Annotated in this window: 17 protein-coding genes and 1 tRNA gene; 12 read left to right on the top strand and 6 right to left on the bottom strand. The window is 59.1% G+C overall.

The features are described 5' to 3' along the window. Positions 1–167 precede the first annotated feature (167 nt). Complete coding sequence (locus EXQ56_09955; protein ID MSO20765.1) at positions 168–3491, top strand: TonB-dependent receptor; 3324 nt, start codon at positions 168–170, stop codon at positions 3489–3491. Between the two features lie 447 nt (positions 3492–3938). On the opposite strand, the gene EXQ56_09950 is transcribed toward EXQ56_09955, so the two are convergent. The 5 genes from EXQ56_09950 to EXQ56_09930 all read right to left on the bottom strand — a co-directional run bounded on the left by EXQ56_09950 (position 3939) and on the right by EXQ56_09930 (position 6005). Beyond that, positions 3939–4015, bottom strand: a tRNA-Asp gene (locus tag EXQ56_09950). Between the two features lie 309 nt (positions 4016–4324). Next, positions 4325–4855 carry a TerB family tellurite resistance protein gene (locus EXQ56_09945; protein ID MSO20764.1) on the bottom strand — a complete coding sequence of 177 codons (531 nt, stop codon included), beginning with the start codon at positions 4853–4855 and terminating at the stop codon, positions 4325–4327. 109 nt (positions 4856–4964) lie between these two features. Next, complete coding sequence (locus EXQ56_09940) at positions 4965–5312, bottom strand: hypothetical protein (protein MSO20763.1); 348 nt, start codon at positions 5310–5312, stop codon at positions 4965–4967. A gap of 31 nt (positions 5313–5343) precedes the next feature. Next, positions 5344–5568 (bottom strand): hypothetical protein, encoded by a 225-nt coding sequence (locus tag EXQ56_09935; GenBank protein MSO20762.1) that lies wholly within the window; start codon positions 5566–5568, stop codon positions 5344–5346. Then, positions 5565–6005, bottom strand: coding sequence for a hypothetical protein (locus EXQ56_09930; GenBank protein MSO20761.1), 441 nt, complete (start codon positions 6003–6005; stop codon positions 5565–5567). Before EXQ56_09930 ends, EXQ56_09935 begins: the two co-directional genes overlap by 4 nt. 145 nt (positions 6006–6150) lie before the next feature. Between EXQ56_09930 and EXQ56_09925 the strand changes: the two genes are divergently transcribed. After that, on the top strand, positions 6151–8499 hold the full coding sequence (locus tag EXQ56_09925) for a heavy metal translocating P-type ATPase (protein ID MSO20760.1): 2349 nt from the start codon (positions 6151–6153) through the stop codon (positions 8497–8499). Between the two features lie 170 nt (positions 8500–8669). Here the strand turns inward: EXQ56_09925 and EXQ56_09920 are convergent, their stop codons facing one another. Next, positions 8670–9200: a TlpA family protein disulfide reductase gene (locus EXQ56_09920; protein MSO20759.1), complete on the bottom strand. Its 531-nt coding sequence runs from the start codon at positions 9198–9200 to the stop codon at positions 8670–8672. A 94-nt stretch (positions 9201–9294) separates the two neighbouring features. Here EXQ56_09920 and EXQ56_09915 point away from each other — a divergent pair, with 94 nt between their 5' ends. The 10 genes from EXQ56_09915 (at position 9295) to EXQ56_09870 (ending at position 17540) form a co-directional block, all read left to right on the top strand. After that, entirely contained in the window at positions 9295–10218 is a 924-nt protein-coding gene (locus EXQ56_09915; protein ID MSO20758.1) for a glycosyltransferase, read from the top strand. Between the two features lie 8 nt (positions 10219–10226). After that, positions 10227–10709, top strand: coding sequence for a 6-carboxytetrahydropterin synthase (locus EXQ56_09910; protein ID MSO20757.1), 483 nt, complete (start codon positions 10227–10229; stop codon positions 10707–10709). A 20-nt stretch (positions 10710–10729) separates the two neighbouring features. Further along, complete coding sequence (locus tag EXQ56_09905) at positions 10730–11167, top strand: 6-pyruvoyl tetrahydrobiopterin synthase (protein ID MSO20756.1); 438 nt, start codon at positions 10730–10732, stop codon at positions 11165–11167. Continuing rightward, positions 11157–11762, top strand: a complete 606-nt coding sequence (gene folE / locus EXQ56_09900) for a GTP cyclohydrolase I FolE (GenBank protein ID MSO20755.1) — start codon at positions 11157–11159, stop codon at positions 11760–11762. Before EXQ56_09905 ends, folE begins: the two co-directional genes overlap by 11 nt. A gap of 138 nt (positions 11763–11900) precedes the next feature. Further along, a complete protein-coding gene (locus EXQ56_09895) occupies positions 11901–13082 on the top strand; it encodes a thiolase family protein (GenBank protein ID MSO20754.1) in 1182 nt (393 codons plus the stop codon). A 28-nt stretch (positions 13083–13110) separates the two neighbouring features. Further along, on the top strand, positions 13111–13983 hold the full coding sequence (locus tag EXQ56_09890; GenBank protein MSO20753.1) for an enoyl-CoA hydratase/isomerase family protein: 873 nt from the start codon (positions 13111–13113) through the stop codon (positions 13981–13983). Between the two features lie 14 nt (positions 13984–13997). Next, positions 13998–14594: a DUF4864 domain-containing protein gene (locus EXQ56_09885; GenBank protein ID MSO20752.1), complete on the top strand. Its 597-nt coding sequence runs from the start codon at positions 13998–14000 to the stop codon at positions 14592–14594. 119 nt (positions 14595–14713) lie between these two features. Further along, a complete protein-coding gene (locus EXQ56_09880) occupies positions 14714–15448 on the top strand; it encodes an ABC transporter permease (protein MSO20751.1) in 735 nt (244 codons plus the stop codon). 114 nt (positions 15449–15562) lie between these two features. Next, the gene (locus EXQ56_09875; protein MSO20750.1) at positions 15563–16396 is read left to right on the top strand and encodes an ATP-binding cassette domain-containing protein; all 834 of its coding nucleotides are present in this window, start codon (positions 15563–15565) and stop codon (positions 16394–16396) included. A 67-nt stretch (positions 16397–16463) separates the two neighbouring features. After that, positions 16464–17540 (top strand): MCE family protein, encoded by a 1077-nt coding sequence (locus tag EXQ56_09870; GenBank protein ID MSO20749.1) that lies wholly within the window; start codon positions 16464–16466, stop codon positions 17538–17540. Positions 17541–17546 lie beyond the last annotated feature (6 nt).

Below are 17546 nucleotides of genomic sequence, written 5' to 3'. Positions count from 1 at the left end.
TGGCTAGTCATGCCGGTATTTTAATTGCCTGCGGCCTGAACTAATTGGCTGTGAGCATGGAGTTGCCGCGCGCATTGCGCAAGGCACTCAGGAAGTTCAATTTTGTAGTGGCAGTTGCTCAAAGAGATTAGTAATGTTCAACCGTTCCGCATCAGCTTCGATGCGGAATGAATCAACGGAGGAAACGGATGCAAAACAATCAAGGAACGCGCGGCTGGATGGCGCTTGGCGCAGCCTGCATGATGTTCATCGCTTTCGCCGCCGGCACTCTGCTGCACGGCCAAGGCAGTTCCGCGACCATACTCGGTGTGGTGCAGGACCAAAGCTCGGCGGTGCTGCCGGGCGCCAACATTACCATTACCAATGTAGAGACAGGAACCGTGCGCAGTTCAGTAACCGGCGCGCGCGGCGAGTATCGCGTGGCTGCGTTACAGCCCGGTGCTTACGAGATCAAGGTGGAGTTGACCGGTTTCCAGTCTGAAGTACGCAAGGGCGTTACGCTCAGCGTAGGCCAGGAAGCCAACCTGGCTTTCACCATGGCCGTCGGCAATGTCGCCGAGTCGGTTACCATCACCGCCGATGCGCCGCTGATCGAGACCACCAACGCCGTGGTCAGCCGCGTGGTGGACCCCACGCTGATGCGCGAAATTCCGCTCAATAACCGCAGCTTCCTCGACCTGGTCCCCATGGTCGGCGGAGCCATCTTCGTCGAGACCGCCGACTCCAGCGCCACCAAGGGCTTCGGCAAGAAGCTGGCCATCTCCGGCACGCGCTATACCGAGAACAGCTTCATGCTCGACGGCGCCAACATCAATGATGCCGCCGGCGCGGCGGGCAGCGCCGATGGCTCGATCGCCGGCGTGGAAGCGGTCCGTGAATTTCGCGTCATCACCAATGCCTATGACACTGAGTACGGTCGCCACACCGGCGGCGTCATCAGCGCCATCACCAAGTCCGGCACCAATCAGTTTCACGGCTCGGTGTTCGAGTTTCTTCGCAATGACAATCTCGACGCCTCCAAGTGGGAGGATAACGCCCGCGGCGGCGGGGTGAAGCCTGAGTTTCGGCGCAATCAGTACGGCTTCGCTTTGGGCGGGCCGATCGTTCAGGACCGAACTTTCTTCTTCGGCAATTATGAAGCGCTGAAGGAAAACCTCGGCCAGACCAAGTCATTTAACGTTCCGAGTCCCAATGCACGGGCTGGAATCTTGGTGGCGGGTCCAACCACGATCATCCCTGCAGTAAGACCATTCCTGGATGCGTACCCGCTCCCCAACGGCGCGATAACTGGCGATGTGGGAAACTATGCCGATGGCCGGGATCGGGATACGGACCACAAATATTTGACGGGCAAAGTCGATCATCGCTTCTCCGACACGGATTCCATTGCCGGAAGATATTCCTACGACAATACCGACCAGATCAACCCGAATAGTTTGGTGACGGGCGAGTTGTGGAGCACCCGGTCGCGCTTTGCCAACGTCGAGCATGTGCATATTTTTTCCCCCACCTTCATCAGCAAGACCATGGCGGCGTTCAACCGCACCGATATCGCCATAAAAGATTTCGCGATTGAGGGCGCAGTTTTCCCCCGGACGACCTTCTCGGATCTCACCGACGGTTTTGGCAGCATCAGCGTTACCGGGCTCACGTCCTGGGGCGGCGGGTCCACCAACCCGAAGCGCAACGTGCAGAACGACTATCAGATCAAGCAGGACTTCACTCTCTCCAATGGCGCGCACGCCATCAAGTTTGGCTTCCACTTCGATCGCTTCCAGGTGAACCAGCGCTCGGAAGCCCGTGGTTTCGGCACGTGGAGCTTCCCCAGCATTGCGGCCTTCTTCGCCGGCAATGCGGATCAGGCCACGTTCCTGAGGCCCGGATCGGACACTATTCGCGGGTATCGCCAGAACCTGAACGGCCTGTACTTCCAGGATGATATCCATGTGAGCAACCGGCTGACCGTGAATCTCGGCATCCGCTATGAGTTCACCACCACACCCACCGAGGTAAACGGGAAGATCGCCAACATCCGCGACCTGCGTGAACATTTCCTGTACTCCTTCACTGAGAAGGATGTCAGCGTTGGCGGCCCTTGGTATTTGAATCCTTCGCTAAAGAACTTCGCGCCCAGAGTCGGGTTCGCCTATGACGTATTTGGCACCGGGAAGACTTCGCTCCGCGCGGGAGTCGGCGTATTTCATAGCATGATTCTGCCCTCCAACCTGCTTACCTGGGGCGTCCGTGTTCCTCCGTTCTTCACCAACGTATTTCTCGATAAAGCTCCCTTGCAGCAGACGACGGGGCTAACTGTACCCATCGACTTTCCCAACACATTTTTCACGCAGCCCTATGTTCAACAGGGCGGAGGCCTCGCGCGCGCGGATGGGTTCCAGTGGAATCCCGAACAACCCACCGTCTACAAGTGGAGCACCGATATTGAGCATGAAGTCATAAAGGATCTCTCGGTGCAAGTGGGATACACCGGCACGCGCGGCGTCCATCTGCAGCGCGGGCCGTTGCAGATCATCGCCACCCTCGCCGAAAACCGGCAATATAACGGGAGCGACCGTCGGTTTATCGCGACTTACCTGCCGTACCCGAGCAAGTCGTGGAGTTTCTTCCGCTGGGCCTATACCGACGGAACCTCCGATTACCACGCCGTTCGGATGAACATCACCAAGCGATTTAGCGGCGGGCTGCAGCTTAATACCGCCTACACCTTCTCGAGGACCACTGACACAGGAAGCAACTGGACCGGCAGCAATGACTTCCAGGGTGCGATTCGCGGTTACCGCGACACCAAACTCAATGCTTTGGCCGCCTTTGATTTCCGCCACAATTTCTCCACCAACCTCGTCTATGATCTGCCGGGAAAGAACCTTACCGGACCGGCAGGGGCTCTGCTGGGGGGCTGGACTCTTGGCGGACTTATGCGAATGAATACCGGCTCTCCATTGGTGGTCACCTCGCAGTTGCCGAGCCCGAACCCAATCATCGGCGGCGCCGCTGCTACCGGCGTCCCGCCCGTCAATGTCGACGGCCCCACGCTGAATTTGATTCCCGGCGGGAACAATAATCCTGTATTGAAGAATGGCAGAGACCCGGAAGCGTACTTTGACATCCGGCAGTTCTCCGTTCCACTTCAAATCGATGGACCGCAGCACGGATTCTTCCAGGGCAATCTGGGGAGCAATACGCTGATCTCCCCCGGCGTTATCAATCTGGACGTTACCTTTACGAAGAACACCAAGCTGGCGTTCCTCGGTGAGGCGGGGAACCTACAGCTCCGGACGGAGCTCTACAACATCCTCAACCGTCCGAACTTTGATGACCCCGTCACCTCGATCTTCGCTCGGCCGCGGAGTGCCAGTCTGGCAGCCGATCTGGCGGATCCCTATACTCGCAGGCTGCAGCCCGGCGCTGCCCGCATCGACACCACGCGCACCAACTCACGTCAGTTGCAATTCGGCGTGAAGGTGATCTTCTAAACTTTAACCACCAGCTATTTCATGCGGGGAGGGAATGCCCAAGGGCAGACCCTCCCCGTTTTTTTTGCGCTTTTGCCCTGGCTACCAAGGGCCCACTATAGGCCACATGTGAAATGACCAAAGAAGAGGATGTGCACCGTCGGAGTGTTCTCTAATTCTGTTGGGCATTGGAGCGGTCAGCCAATGAAGGGTCTTCCCATGGGATGCGGCGTCCGCAATCGAGACACCGAACATAGAGTCCGAGTTCGTCTCTACGCGGTGCCGTTTTTTTATGATACCGGTTGCAAAACCACACACGAAGCTTCATCAAAGGATGCCTAGTCAGGAAACTTGATTTTCCGGGGATGCTTGATTATGACACGAGTGGCGTCAATCCAACGGAACGATCTCGAACGTGTTAATAATTGTTAAATCGCGTTTGAAAAAAACAAGTGTCGAGGAGAAGAATGGCGGGGCCGACGAGACTCGAACTCGCGACCTCCTGCGTGACAGGCAGGCGTTCTAACCAACTGAACTACGGCCCCAGCTTAATCGCCGCGCCGCTGATTGCGTTGTCACTGCTTCGGCGCGCGAACTTTCAGTATAGCACACTGCTTTTGACGCTCCAATTGGCAGCGATCCACTCGCGCATCTGAGTGGGAGTGGTGGGTTGATTTCTGAATTGCAAATCGTCAGGGTCCGGTTTCAACCGTGCCATAACACCGGATGTCGAAAGCGGTCTTAATCACTGCGGGACGCACCTCAGGGGCTAATACCGCCTTATGATGCAGCCTGCAACGGCACGACGAGAGTAGCGCCCTAACGTCAAACTGATCCGCTGCCTGCTACCAACGCTACTTCTTCAGGACCGCCAGGTGCTCGCGGTGGCGCAGGCGCACACTGATGAAGTCGGCGTGATCCAGTTTCAGCTCGTTGGCGATTTTATTGATCTCGTTGTCCTCCACCACGGAGATGCTGCGGTCCACGCCGCATACCGCGTAGAGGCAGTCGATGAGATGCAGCTTCTGATCGAGAGTGGCCATGCGCGTGAACTCGCGGGCGACCAGAAAGTTTTCCGTCCCGCTGAAGAGCAGATTCTGCGACTTGGCGATCTGCGCCACCAGCACGGCCTGCGCCTCGCTGAAGTTGCCGCGCTCTCTCACAATGCGCTCGATCATCGCCGCCTCTTCCGCGCTGATCTGATGGTCGGCATGCGCCACGCGCGTCAGCAGATAGGCGAAAGCGGCGAGGAAACGCGCCTGCTCTGGCTCCATGCCATCCATCTCCGCGACGATCTTGCGCACCGTCTCCGTCTCGGCCTTTGCCGCGGAGTTCGCGCCGCCCACCTTCTTCGGGTCTAATCCCAGAAAACTCCAAATGGACATTACGGTTGTTCCTCTCGTGCAATCGAAAATCCCACGGCACCAAAATCGTGCCGTGGCTACATTTTCAAGAAGCTGTCATCCCGAGCGGAGCGAGGGACCTGCCGTTGCTTTACTCGCCCGCCCCGCCCGCCATGCGCTGGCACAGCACGCGGGCCTGCGCGGCGCTCATCCCACTAGGCCGCAGGAACGGCTCCAGATCAAAATCAGGAAACCCGGCCCGCACCAGCCGCGCCGGAAGCAATGCCTCCACTAGCTCGGGCCGCGCCGCCGGCAGCGCCTTCAAACAATCAAACAGCACCTGATGCGGCACCGACGCGAAACGGTATTGGCGCAGCCGCTCCATCACCTCGGCGCGCGCCACCGCGTCCGCCGCGGCCTGACACAAAAATCGCAGCACACGCTTCTCCGCATTCATCTTGAGCTGATCATCGGCGCGAGGCTGAGTTGGACGCTGCATCACAATGCTAAACGTTGTGAATCCATGTCGGCTAGGTAATTAGGGAACCGTCAATGGGCACGCCGAGCCGGCGTAGCAACGCGGCTACGCCGCGCTGGTCCATGCGCGTGGCATCGTATTCGACGGACACGGTGCGCGCAGCCTCGTCCACACTGATGCGGCGCACGCCCAACTGCGTGTAGGACTCGCCGAGGTTCTGCGTCTGCGTGATACCCAGCGTTCCCTGGTAGTTGAAAGCGGCTACGACAGAAGTCATAAGGCCTTCTTCTCGGAACGGCTCGGGGCATTTCTTCGTATGATGATTTCGCGCCGCTGGAATTCCACCGCCGACGCCGGCGGGTTCTCCCACTGCATGGATTCCGCAACTCCACGAGGCACCATAATCACCTGCGGCTGGCCGTCGCGCCTGGCGTATTGGTGGTCCATGCATTCTTCGCCAAACTGGGTGTGTAAGTGACCCACTTCATAATCCTCATCCGCGTTCGCGGACTTTCCCTCGTCCCCTTGCACGGAAAACCAGGAGAGGTACTCTTGTCCGTCAATCAATTCTCGAAAGATCACTTCGAGCTTCATCTCTTCGCGGTCGAGCATGGGCACGACCTCTTCCATTCTGTCATTGAGCATTTTAAGCCATTCGTCGACGCGAGCGGATTTGTCAGGCCGGATTCGGAACCGTGAAAGCTCGACGCGCATGATTGTCTGTTCCCCTCGTTTTCCGAACCGATTCTTCCGGCAGATTGTATCTCAACTGATTCTTGAATCCTCGGAATGTGTCTCCGCGTCTATTATAATTGCAGGGCAAGCATCTCGACGAAGGAATCACCACGCTTGGAGCCGCATGGCCAAAGACCCCGTATGCTGGATGGACGTGAAGCCGGAGGACGCCGCCGGCACGCTCGACCATCACGGCACGACATATTATTTCTGCAATCCCATGTGCGCCGAGCGCTTCGCCGCCGACCCGGAGCAATACCTCGCGCCCGGCTACGATCCCATGCAGGCCATGGAAGCACAGATGGCCGGCATGATGGAGCAGATGAAATCACGCGGCGGCACCGCGCCCGTGCTCACCTGCCCGATGCATCCGGAGGTCCGCGAGACATCGTTCGTCCCCTGCCCGAAGTGCGGCATGGCGCTGGAGCCGGTCGCGTTTACGCTCGATGAAAGCAATCCGGAATTGACCGACATGACGCGGCGCTTCTGGATTTCGTTCGCTCTCTCGCTGCCGGTGATGGCCCTCGCTATGGGCAAGCACCTGCCGGGCGATCTAGTCAGCCGGATGTTTTCCATTGGAGGGCTGAACTGGGTGGAGCTAATCCTCGCCACCCCCGTCGTCCTGTGGGCGGGCTGGCCGTTCTTCGAGCGCGGCTGGGCCTCCATCATCAACCGCAGCCCCAACATGTTCACGCTGATCGCCATCGGGACCGGCACCGCGTTTCTCTACAGCATCGTTGCCACGCTCCTGCCCGGAGTGTTTCCACCGGCGTTCCAGCACATGCCGGGCCACGTCGAAGTGTATTTTGAAGCCGCGGCGATCATCACCACGCTGGTCCTGCTCGGCCAGGTGCTGGAGCTGCGCGCGCGCAGCCGGACGTCCAGCGCGATTAAAGCACTGCTCGGCCTCGCGCCCAAAACGGCGCGCCACATTCTGCCGGACGACAGCGAACATGATCTCGCGCTCGACCGCGTCGAGCCGGGCTTCCGCCTGCGTGTGCGTCCCGGCGAGCGCGTGCCCGTCGACGGCGTCGTGCTGCATGGCGCCAGCTCGGTGGATGAGTCGATGATCTCCGGTGAGCCGATTCCAGTCGAAAAGGAGCTTGGCTCGCGCCTCATCGGCGGCACGGTGAATGGCACGGGCAGCCTCGAGATGCGCGCCGAGAAAGTAGGTCGCGAGACGATGCTGGCGCGCATCGTGCAAATGGTCAGCGAGGCGCAGCGCACGCGCGCGCCGATTCAGCGGTTGGCCGATGTGGTAGCCTCCTGGTTTGTCCCAATCGTGGTGTTTTCCGCGGTGCTGTCGTTCGTGGCGTGGGCGCTGTTCGGCCCCGAGCCGCGCCTGGCCTACGCGCTGGTGAACGCCGTCGCGGTGCTGATTATTGCTTGCCCATGCGCGCTGGGGTTGGCCACGCCGATGTCGATTATGGTGGGCACGGGACGCGGCGCGATAGCTGGCGTGCTCATCAAGAACGCCGAGGCGCTGGAGCAGCTTGAAAAAATCAACACGCTGGTGGTGGACAAGACCGGCACACTGACCGAAGGCAAGCCGCGCCTAACCAGTGTTGCCGTCATGCAGAGCTGGCTAGACAAAGGTTGGACGGAGGACGGCGCGCTCTCATTGGCCGCCAGTCTGGAGCGCGCCAGCGAGCACCCGCTCGCAGCGGCGATTGTGCGTGAAGCACTGGAGCGGGGCGCGGAACTTACTGCGGTGAGTGGCTTCCAATCCGTTACCGGCAGAGGCGTAATTGGCGAAGTGAACGGCCACATCGTCGCCATCGGACGGCTCACGTTTCTGGCGGAGGCGGGCGTTGACACGTTGTATCTCCCCACAGAGGTTGGCCGAATGAAGCGCGATGGCCAAACCATTGTTTATCTCGCAGTGGATGGCACGCTGGCCGCCGCGCTGGGAGTGGCCGATCCCATCAAGGCCACCACTCCGGAGGCCGTACGCATGTTGCACGAAGATGGCATCCGCGTGGTGATGATCACGGGAGACAGCCAGGACGCCGCAGCCGTGGTGGCGGGCAAACTGGGTATCACCGAAGTGCTATCAGAGATGCTGCCTGAGCAGAAGTTGGCAGAAGTTCAACGCCTGCAAAAGTTGGGCCGCGTGGTCGCCATGGCCGGCGACGGGATTAACGATGCACCTGCGCTGGCGCAGGCCACCGTGGGCATCGCCATGGGCTCCGGAACGGATGTCGCGATGGAGTCCGCGGGAATCACTCTCGTGAATGGCGATCTGCGCGCCATCCTCCGCGCGCGACGGCTGAGTCGGGCCACCATGCGCAATATCCGGCAGAATCTCTTCTTCGCGTTTATTTATAATGCGCTGGGCGTGCCCATCGCCGCAGGCGTTCTGTATCCGTTCTCCGGGATATTGCTGAGTCCCATCATCGCTAGCGCGGCGATGACGTTCAGCTCCGTGTCGGTGATTACGAATGCGCTGCGCCTGCGCCGTGTGGAGTTGTGAAGCGCGTCACAGAGCCGCGCGCGCAAGCGAGCGGACACCTTTGCCGGAGGAACAATTTTACTGCTCGGACGGACGCGGGAGGTTGGGTGTTGGAAATTACACGAGCCGTGGCGTGACTTTCGTCGGGTCCGCTTGCTGGCGCGCGCGGCTCTGTGACGCGCGGGGCACGATTACGGCGCGGCCAGGAAGGCGTTGAACTCCGCGGCGATTTCCGCGCCGTCCCATTCCTTCGGACCGATGTATTTTTTTAGCAAGCGGCCCTGTCGGCTGATGACGTAGGTCTCGGGAAGTTTATACGTTCCGTACTGCTCGCTGACGGCGCGCGCGGGATTGCGCAGGGTGAGGAAAGAAATTTGATTCTTGGCGAGGAAGTCCTTGTAGGCGTCCGCGTCCTCGTCAAGACTCACGCCGAGCACCACCAGATCCTTGTCGCGATAGCGGTCAGCGAGCCGGTTCAGCGAGGGCATCTCCTCGATGCAGGGCGGGCACCAGGTAGCCCAGTAATTGAGCACGACGATCTTGCCGCGAAAATCCGCCAGCGCAACCACCTTGCCTTCTTCATTGCGCAGTGTGAAGTTGGGCGCGATATCGCCCAGCGCCAGCATCTTGAACTGGCCGCGCGGCGTGGAAAAGAACAGGACGAAGAAGGTGACAAAACCCACCAGCACGAGTTTGGCGATGGTCTCTCCGCGCGCGGTCATGGCTGTGTCGGTCTCCTGCCCAAAAACATTTTACGATGAAGCATACCCCCTCTATGATAGCGGATTTTTGGCAGCGCAGGCTGAGGCAGTGTAGATGACTCTTTCCGGCGCCACCCACAACCAGCGCGTAAGCGTCCTGATTCCTGCGCGCAATGAGCAGGAGAATATCGCCGCGTGCATCGAGTCGCTGCTGGCACAGGACTCCGTGCAAGGCGACTCCATTGAAATTATTGTTGCTGACGATTCCTCTGAGGATGGGACGGCACGAATCGTTGAAAGTATAGCCGCGCGGCATTCCCACGTTCTCTTGATCCGCGTGCCGCCATTGCCGGCTGAATGGCTTGGCAAGAATCATGCGCTGCATATCGCCGTGCAGCACGCACGCGGCGAGTGGCTACTGTTCACCGACTCCGACACGCGCCACGCGCCAGGTAAGATATCCACCATCATCGAGCGGGCGGAGCGCGAGGGCCTGCATCAGCTTTCATTTTCACCGGAGCAGATTACCGAGACGTGGTGGGAGAAGGCCGTCATCCCCATCATCTATGATCAGTTGGCGCAGCTCTACAGCTTCGACCGCGTGAATGACCCCGCCGACGCGCACGCCGCCGCCAACGGCCAATATATTTTGATTCGTCGTGCAACATACGATGCCGTGGGCGGGCATGAGGCAATTCGCGGCGAACTGCTCGAAGATGTGGCGCTGGCAAAGCGCGTGAAGCAGGCAGGCTATCGAATATGGTTTGGATCGGGGCGCGGCGTTGTGAGTACGCGCATGTACCTCCGCTTCGGAGATATGTGGGAGGGCTGGACCAAGAACCTATTCTTACTGCTCGGGCGCGACACCCGAGCATTGTGCGCCGCAGCGCTACGGCTTGTCGCGCGTCCACGTTGGAGCGTGTACTATCCACCCGGCGCGGCAATTGTTTTCCTGTTGCTCATAAACTCCTATTGGCGGTATTCTCGGAATTTAGGTGTAAGCTGGAAGGGCCGTCGATATTCAAGCGGAGGCCGATAGTGAGGTTCATGCCAGAGAACACTTCGAGTTCCGCGCCCAGTCCCGTCCTCAGCAACAATAGTGCCTCACAACCCACCGTGTATCTCACCCGGCGGGCTGAGTTTTCCGCCTCGCATTTTTATCACAGCCCCGCGCTGACGCCCGCGGAAAACAAGAATCTATACGGCAAGTGCAATAACCCGCACGGCCACGGGCATAACTATGTGCTGGAAGTAACTGTGCGCGGACGCATCAGCGAGCGCTCAGGGATGGTAGTAGACCTCAAGCAACTGAAGGAAGTGCTGAATCGCGAAGTGCTGGACGTGCTCGACCATCGCTTCCTCAACGAAGAAGTCCCCGTATTCCGACACGTTATTCCCACCACGGAGAACATTGCCGTGGAGATATGGCAGATGCTCGTCCCGCGCCTCGAGTTCTGCGAGTTGCACCGCATCCGCCTCTACGAAACGCCCGACCTCTTCGCCGATTACTTCGGTCCCGGAGCGGCGTAACGATACCGGAGACGATTGGCATGGTCCATCTCACACGACGATATTGGTTTTCCGCATCGCACCGGCTGCACAATCCAGCGCTGGAGGCCGCCGAAAATACACTCGTCTACGGCAAGTGTAACAACCCCGGCGGACATGGCCACAACTACCATGTGGAGATCACAATCGCCGGACCCGTCGATGGACGAACGGGCATGGTGGTGGACCTGACTGAGCTGGACGGCCTCGCCGAGCGCAAGATACTAAATCGCTTCGATCAAATCAATCTCAATGACGATCCGGGTTTCGCCAACCTGGTACCCACCACGGAAAACCTCTGCGTGCAAATTTATCACATCGTGCGAGAGCGCTGGAGCGAGCTGCCCTCGGCGCGGCACGCTCGACTGGAGCGTGTGCGGCTGGAGGAAACCAGCTCCAACTTTTTTGAGTACACGGGTGAGGGGACTAATGGCTGCTAAAAAGAAATCATCTGCTAGCAAGACCTCTGCTGCCGACCCAGTAAGCGGGCTGGTGCGCCGCATGTTAATTGAATTGGGCGAAGACCCCACACGCGAGGGGCTGCGCGATACGCCTATGCGCGCTGCAAATGCACTGCGGTATCTGACCAGCGGCTACCAAATGAGCTCCGAGCGTGTACTCAACGGCGCGCTGTTCAGCGTAACTTACGATGAGATGGTCATCGTCAAGGACATCGAGTTGTTCAGCCTGTGCGAGCACCATATGCTGCCATTTCTTGGCAAATGCCATGTGGCATATGTGCCAAACAAGAAGGTCGTGGGCCTGAGCAAGATTCCACGCTTGGTGGATATGTTTGCGCGGCGTTTGCAGATTCAGGAGCGGCTGACGCACCAGATCGCCGAGACCATTCAGGAGAAGATCAGCCCGCAGGGCGTGGGCGTTGTAATCGAGGCGCGACACTTATGCATGATGATGCGCGGCGTCGAAAAGCAACACTCGCAGACCGTTACCAGCGCCATGCTGGGCATTTTCCGCGACCAGAATCAGACACGCGAGGAGTTCCTCTCGCTGGTTCTGGGCGCCTCACGCACGTAGTCAGCGCATTCGATTCATAGATCCACCTCTGATTGACTTGCTACTTTATAATTCTGAACGTCAAGAAGGAGCCTCGGCGCATTCGTCTGTGTAATGGAGCCGTGTGCTAAAATGTTGCTTCAAGCCTGAGGAGGCCGTGTGGAACCTGTCTATGTAGTTTCGGCTGTAAGAACACCCATTGGGAAATTTGGCGGATCGTTGATGGATTTTTCATCGGCGGACATGGGCACCATCGCCGCCAAGGCTGCCATTGAGCGCGCGGGCGTGAAGCCAGAGTTTATCGAGCAGGGGATTTTCGGCAACGGACGGCAGGCCGGCGGCGGGCCAAACGTGGCCCGGCAGATCAGCTATCGGGCCGGAGTGCCGGAGACTTCGCCCGCGTATACCGTCAATCAGGCGTGCGCCAGCGGACTGTTGGCTGTCGCGCTGGGCTACCAGGAGATTCAGCAGGGCAATCTGGATTGCGTGCTGGCCGGCGGCACGGAGTCGATGAGCCGCTTGCCCTACTTGCTCGAAAATGCGCGCTGGGGCTACCGCCTAGGTAATCAAGTTGTCACCGACGCGATGTATAAGGACGGCTTTCAGGATCCGCTTTCGAATATGCTAATGGGCGAGACCGCGGAGAAGCTCGGCGGACTGCACGGCATCAGCCGCCAGGAGCAGGACGAGTACGCGCTCTCCAGCCAGAATCGCGCCGAGGCGGCCACGAAAAATGGGTGGTTTAGGAGCGAGATCGTGCCGATAGAGATAAAGGAAAAGAAGTCCACGCGCATGCACGAGCTGGACGAGCATGTGCGCATGGGTGCGACCATTGAGTCGATGACCAAGTTGCCAACTGTATTTTCAAAGACCGGCACGGTAACAGCGGGTAATTCGAGCGGAATCACAGACGGTGCAGCGGCCACCGTGTTGGTCTCGGAGCGCAAGCTGAAGGAGTGGGGATTAAAGCCGATGGCGCGCATCGTAGGCTTCACCTCAGTAGGCGTCGATCCTTCCATCATGGGCATAGGACCGGTTCCGGCGGTGCGCAAGCTGCTCGGGCGGATTGACTGGAAGATGGAAGACTTCGCGCTGATCGAGTTGAACGAGGCTTTCGCCGCTCAGGTGCTGGCCTGCGACCGCGAGTTGAAGTTCGACCGTAAAAAGCTGAATGTTCATGGCGGCGCGATCTCGCTGGGCCATCCGATTGGATGCAGCGGCACGCGCGTGTTGGTTACGCTGTTGCACGCGTTGCGTCAGCATGGCGGGGAGCGTGGATTGGCTACGCTATGCGTCAGCGGCGGGATGGGCGTAGCGATGGCTGTGGAGATGACGGCATAACGACGAGCTGGCTTGCGAGGAGGTTGCGATGGCAGAGATCGAACCAGAACCGGTAACTGAACCGGAGACGCCTGCGACTGGTGAATCCGAATTTGTATTCACCACCGGCGACTCGGAGCGCAAGAATCGCCCACTGCAGCATATCACCATCGACTTTAAGGCCAACGTCGCCTGGCTGACGATGAAGCGCCCGCCGTACAATGTTCTCACCTACGATATGATGGACGAAATCGGGCGCGCCATTGGGAGCCTCTCGGAGCAGTCCACGGTGCGCGCACTGGTGATTCAGGCCGCAAAGGACTGTACGGCGTTCTCGGCCGGGATGGCCGTGGAGGACTCCCGGCCCGAGCGTGCCTATCAGACGCTGGAAGCCTTCCAGAACGTGTTCAACGCCATGATGGATATTTCCAAGCCCGTGGTCGCCGTGGTCAACGGACCGGCCATCGGCGCGGGCTGCGAGCTGGCGGCGCTGGCCGATATGATTGTGGCCACGCCCAAAGCGCGTTTCGCACAGCCGGAGATCAAGATCGGCGTCTACCCTCCGCTGGCCTCGGTGATTCTGCCGCACGCCATAGGACATAAGCGCGCGCTGGAAATGATCCTCACCGGCGAGCCGCTCAGCGCGCAGGAAGCGGCGCGGCTGGGATTGGTCAACCGGCTGGTGCCGGAGGATCAGCTCGACGCGGAAGTCACCAAGGTGCTCGTCAAGATCACCGAGCAGAGCGCGCCTGTGCTGGAAATGGCCAAAAAAGTTCTCTATGAGACCATCGGAGTTCCCATCAATCAGGCGCTGCGCCGGTCCGCTGATATTTATCTGAATCAGTTGATGGATCTGTCCGACGCCCAGGAAGGGTTGCGCGCCGCAGTGGAAAAACGCAAGCCCGTCTGGAAGGACAAGTAGGCGAAACAAAAGCCATGCCAGATGAAATTTCCACTATCCCGGAGACGGTGAGCGATCCCCCAGCCAGTAACGGAGGTCTGGGTATTGCTCCGGAAACGGTCGCAGTGTGTTCGGGAACAGCTTCGCCGGCAAGGCAACGCAGGCGATTGCAAGCCGTCCGTGTCCGCAGGGCATGGAAGGTCCTTCGGACTGCCCTGGCACTATCGGTGATCCTTACAGCGGGGTTTCTCATTTATTCTTGGATCGGGACGGCGGCGGCGATTCGCGTTGTGGAACAGCAGGCCGAGGCCATTCGTGACGGACGCATTGACGAGGCGTATCAACTGTTCTCCGCCGACTACCGCGCGGATAACAGTCTGCCGATGTTCCAGGCATGGGTGGGTCGCCACGAGGAATTCTCGCGGGCGCAAAACATGCACATCTGGAGCCGCATACTGCGCAGCCAGTCGGCAGTGCTGTGGGGACTGGTGGAGGATTATCGCGGACAGCGCTATCCGGTGCGCTACCAGTTAATCCGCGAAGAGGGCCACTGGCGCATTCACGAACTGCAGATGCGGCGATCCTGGGCCGAAGAGTCAATTGACGATTTGCCGCGCACCAGCTTCATTTGATTCACCAGCAGCGTTGCATTGCTTTATGTTGGGTTATTACGTTGGGCATCAGGACAGCCACCAGACGGGGAGCCTGAACCGAATTGAATCTACTGAACGAGTATGCCAAGCAAGGAGTGATGGCCGTCCAGGACTTTACAGTCCTTTCCATGCGCGCCATTCAAAATATTTTCCGCCCGCCGCACTACTTTGACGACGTCATTACGCAGATGGACCGCATCGGCTTCGGGTCGCTGCCCATCGTTATTCTCACCGGCTTTTTCACGGGCGCCGTACTAGCGCTGCAAATGTCCAACACACTGAGTACTTTTGGCGAAACGTCCATCACGGGGCAGTTGGTCATGTTGAGCTTGGTGCGCGAGCTGGGCCCGGTGCTGACTTCGCTAATGGTCGCCGGGCGGAACAGCTCGGGCATCGCCTCCGAGCTGGGGTCAATGAAGGTGAGTGAGCAGATTGACGCCATGCGCGCGCTGGGCACCGACCCGGGCCGCAAGCTGGTTACCCCGCGCCTGCTGGCCACCGTCATCATGCTGCCGATGCTAACCATCGTCTCCGATTTCATGGGACTGCTCGGTGGCTTCGCGACTTCTTTATTCATGCTGCGCCTGAATCCGCAGCAGTACTGGCAGAGCGCCATAAACGCGCTGGAGTTCGAAGATATGTTTCAGGGACTGATCAAGCCTTTCATCTTTGCCTTTATCGTGGCGCTGGTGGGCTGCCACTACGGGTTACGCACGCGCGGTGGTACGGAAGGCGTGGGCCGCTCGACCACACAGGCCGTGGTGGCGGCCTCGGTGATGATCCTGATCAGCGATTTCTTTATCACCAAACTTCTGCTGGTGACGCTGGAGTAGCAGGCTTTATTGGATAGTCGCCATCCCGGGCACAGCGAGGGACCTGTTTTCAGTTTCCGCACAGCAGCAAAAGCCTCTCCCTCGCTGTGCTCGTGATGAGGGCGTTGTGAAACGATGAGCGAACAGGTGACCAATTCGCAAGATGCGGTGATCACGTTTGACGCCGTAACCATTGGATTCGGTGGCGATCCAGTGCTGCGCGATGTCAGCTTCGGACTCGATCCGGGCGAGACAAAGATCATATTGGGTACAGCTGGCGCGGGAAAATCCGTGATGCTGAAGCTGGCCATAGGCCTGCTCGAAGCTGATGCCGGCGCGATTCGCGTGCTGGGTCAGGACATCACGCATCTGAGCGAGGAAGAGTTATTTCCTGCGCGCCGCAACATCGGCATGGTCTTTCAGGAGGGCGCGCTATTTGACTCGCTCACCATCGGCGAAAACGTGGGCTATGCCTTCGAGCGCATGCCAGAGGTCTCCGATGGCGAGGCCGAGCGGCGCGTGCGTGAGTCGCTGCGCTTCGTGGAACTGGAGCACACCTATGACCAGTTTCCCTCCGAATTATCCGGAGGCATGCGCCGCCGCGTCTCCATCGCCCGCGCCATGGTCAGCCGACCTCCGTTGCTGCTCTACGACTCGCCAACAGCGGGGCTGGACCCCATCACCTCGCAGCGCATTATCGCGCTGATCATCAAGCAGCGCGATGTACACCGCGTGAGTTCATTGCTGGTAACGCACCGACTGCAGGATGCCTACTACATCGCGAGCTTCCGCTACGATGAAGCAACGGGCAGGCTGGTGCCCATCGAGCGTAACGGAACTGCGCATCTGGGAAAAGGGGCGGCACGCACACGGTTCCTGCTGCTGCGCGAGGGCGAGATTGTTTTCCACGGCGAGCTGAACGATATGCTCGCCTCTGGCGACCCATACTTGCAGAAGTTTCTGGCGTGAGCTTAGCCTGAGCTTCAGTGATACGAGCACTTCGAACTAGAAGAAGGAAACCGGCCTGGGGGGCGAGATGTCACAACGCAAAGAAATTCGCTGGTCGCAATTGAAAGTCGGCATGGTAGCACTGGCTGGAGTTTCTCTGCTGGCCACCACCATTTTCTTGATCTCGGGTTCGGGCGCATTCTGGACTGACAAAGTTCAGCTAGTCAGCTACACTCCGGACGCTGGTGGCCTGAAGACCGGTGCGGTCGTGCGCCTGGCGGGCGTGGATGTTGGCAACGTGCGCTCCGTGCGCCACTCGGGACGACCGGCGAAGAACGAAGCGGTGGAAGTCCTTCTCGAAATCCGTGCATCTTATCTAGGTGATATTCGCAGTGACTCCGAAGTATACATCGCCGCCGAAGGGCTTCTCGGTCAGCGCTACATCAACATCTCTATGGGCACATCCGCGGGCCAGCCGGTCCAGGCCGGCGGCGCGGTGCCGTTCCATCAGACGCCGGAGTTCACGGAGTTGGTAGGCGGAAGCGCGGACCTGCTGGCCAATCTGAATTTGCTGACTACGCGGCTGAATTCCGTGTTTGAAAGCATCGACACCGGCGAGGGCACCATCGGAAAATTCATCAAGGATGACACGCTGTACCGCCGCCTGGATGGCGCCGTGCGCAATGCCGAAGCTCTGATCGCTGAGATCAACGACGGCAAGGGCAGCATCGGTCTTATGCTCAAGTCGGATGAGTTCTACCGCAACATAAATGACACCGTCTTGAAGATGCAGTCGATCGCCACTCGCATAGAGAGTGGCGAAGGTTCGGTGGCTAAGCTGATCAACGACCCCGCGCTGTATCAGGAAACGCGCAACATGGTTTCGCGCGGCTCGACCCTGATCGACAACATCAATCAGGGTAAGGGAACGCTTGGCAAGCTGGTCACCGAGGACGAGCTGCACCGCCGCCTGACCAGCGCCATCACCAATCTCGACAACGTGCTCACCGGCATTCGCAACGGCGACGGCACAGTAGGCAAGCTCTTCCACGATCCCACACTCTATAACAACCTCAGCACTGTTTCCATGGAGATGCGCGAACTCATGGGCGACTTCCGCCGCGACCCCAAGAAATTCCTGACCATTCAACTGAAGATATTCTAAGCAACA

This window comes from Acidobacteriota bacterium (assembly GCA_009691245.1).
Lineage (GTDB): Bacteria > Acidobacteriota > Terriglobia > 2-12-FULL-54-10 > 2-12-FULL-54-10 > SHUM01.
This window is presented reverse-complemented; position numbering and strand designations above follow the sequence as displayed.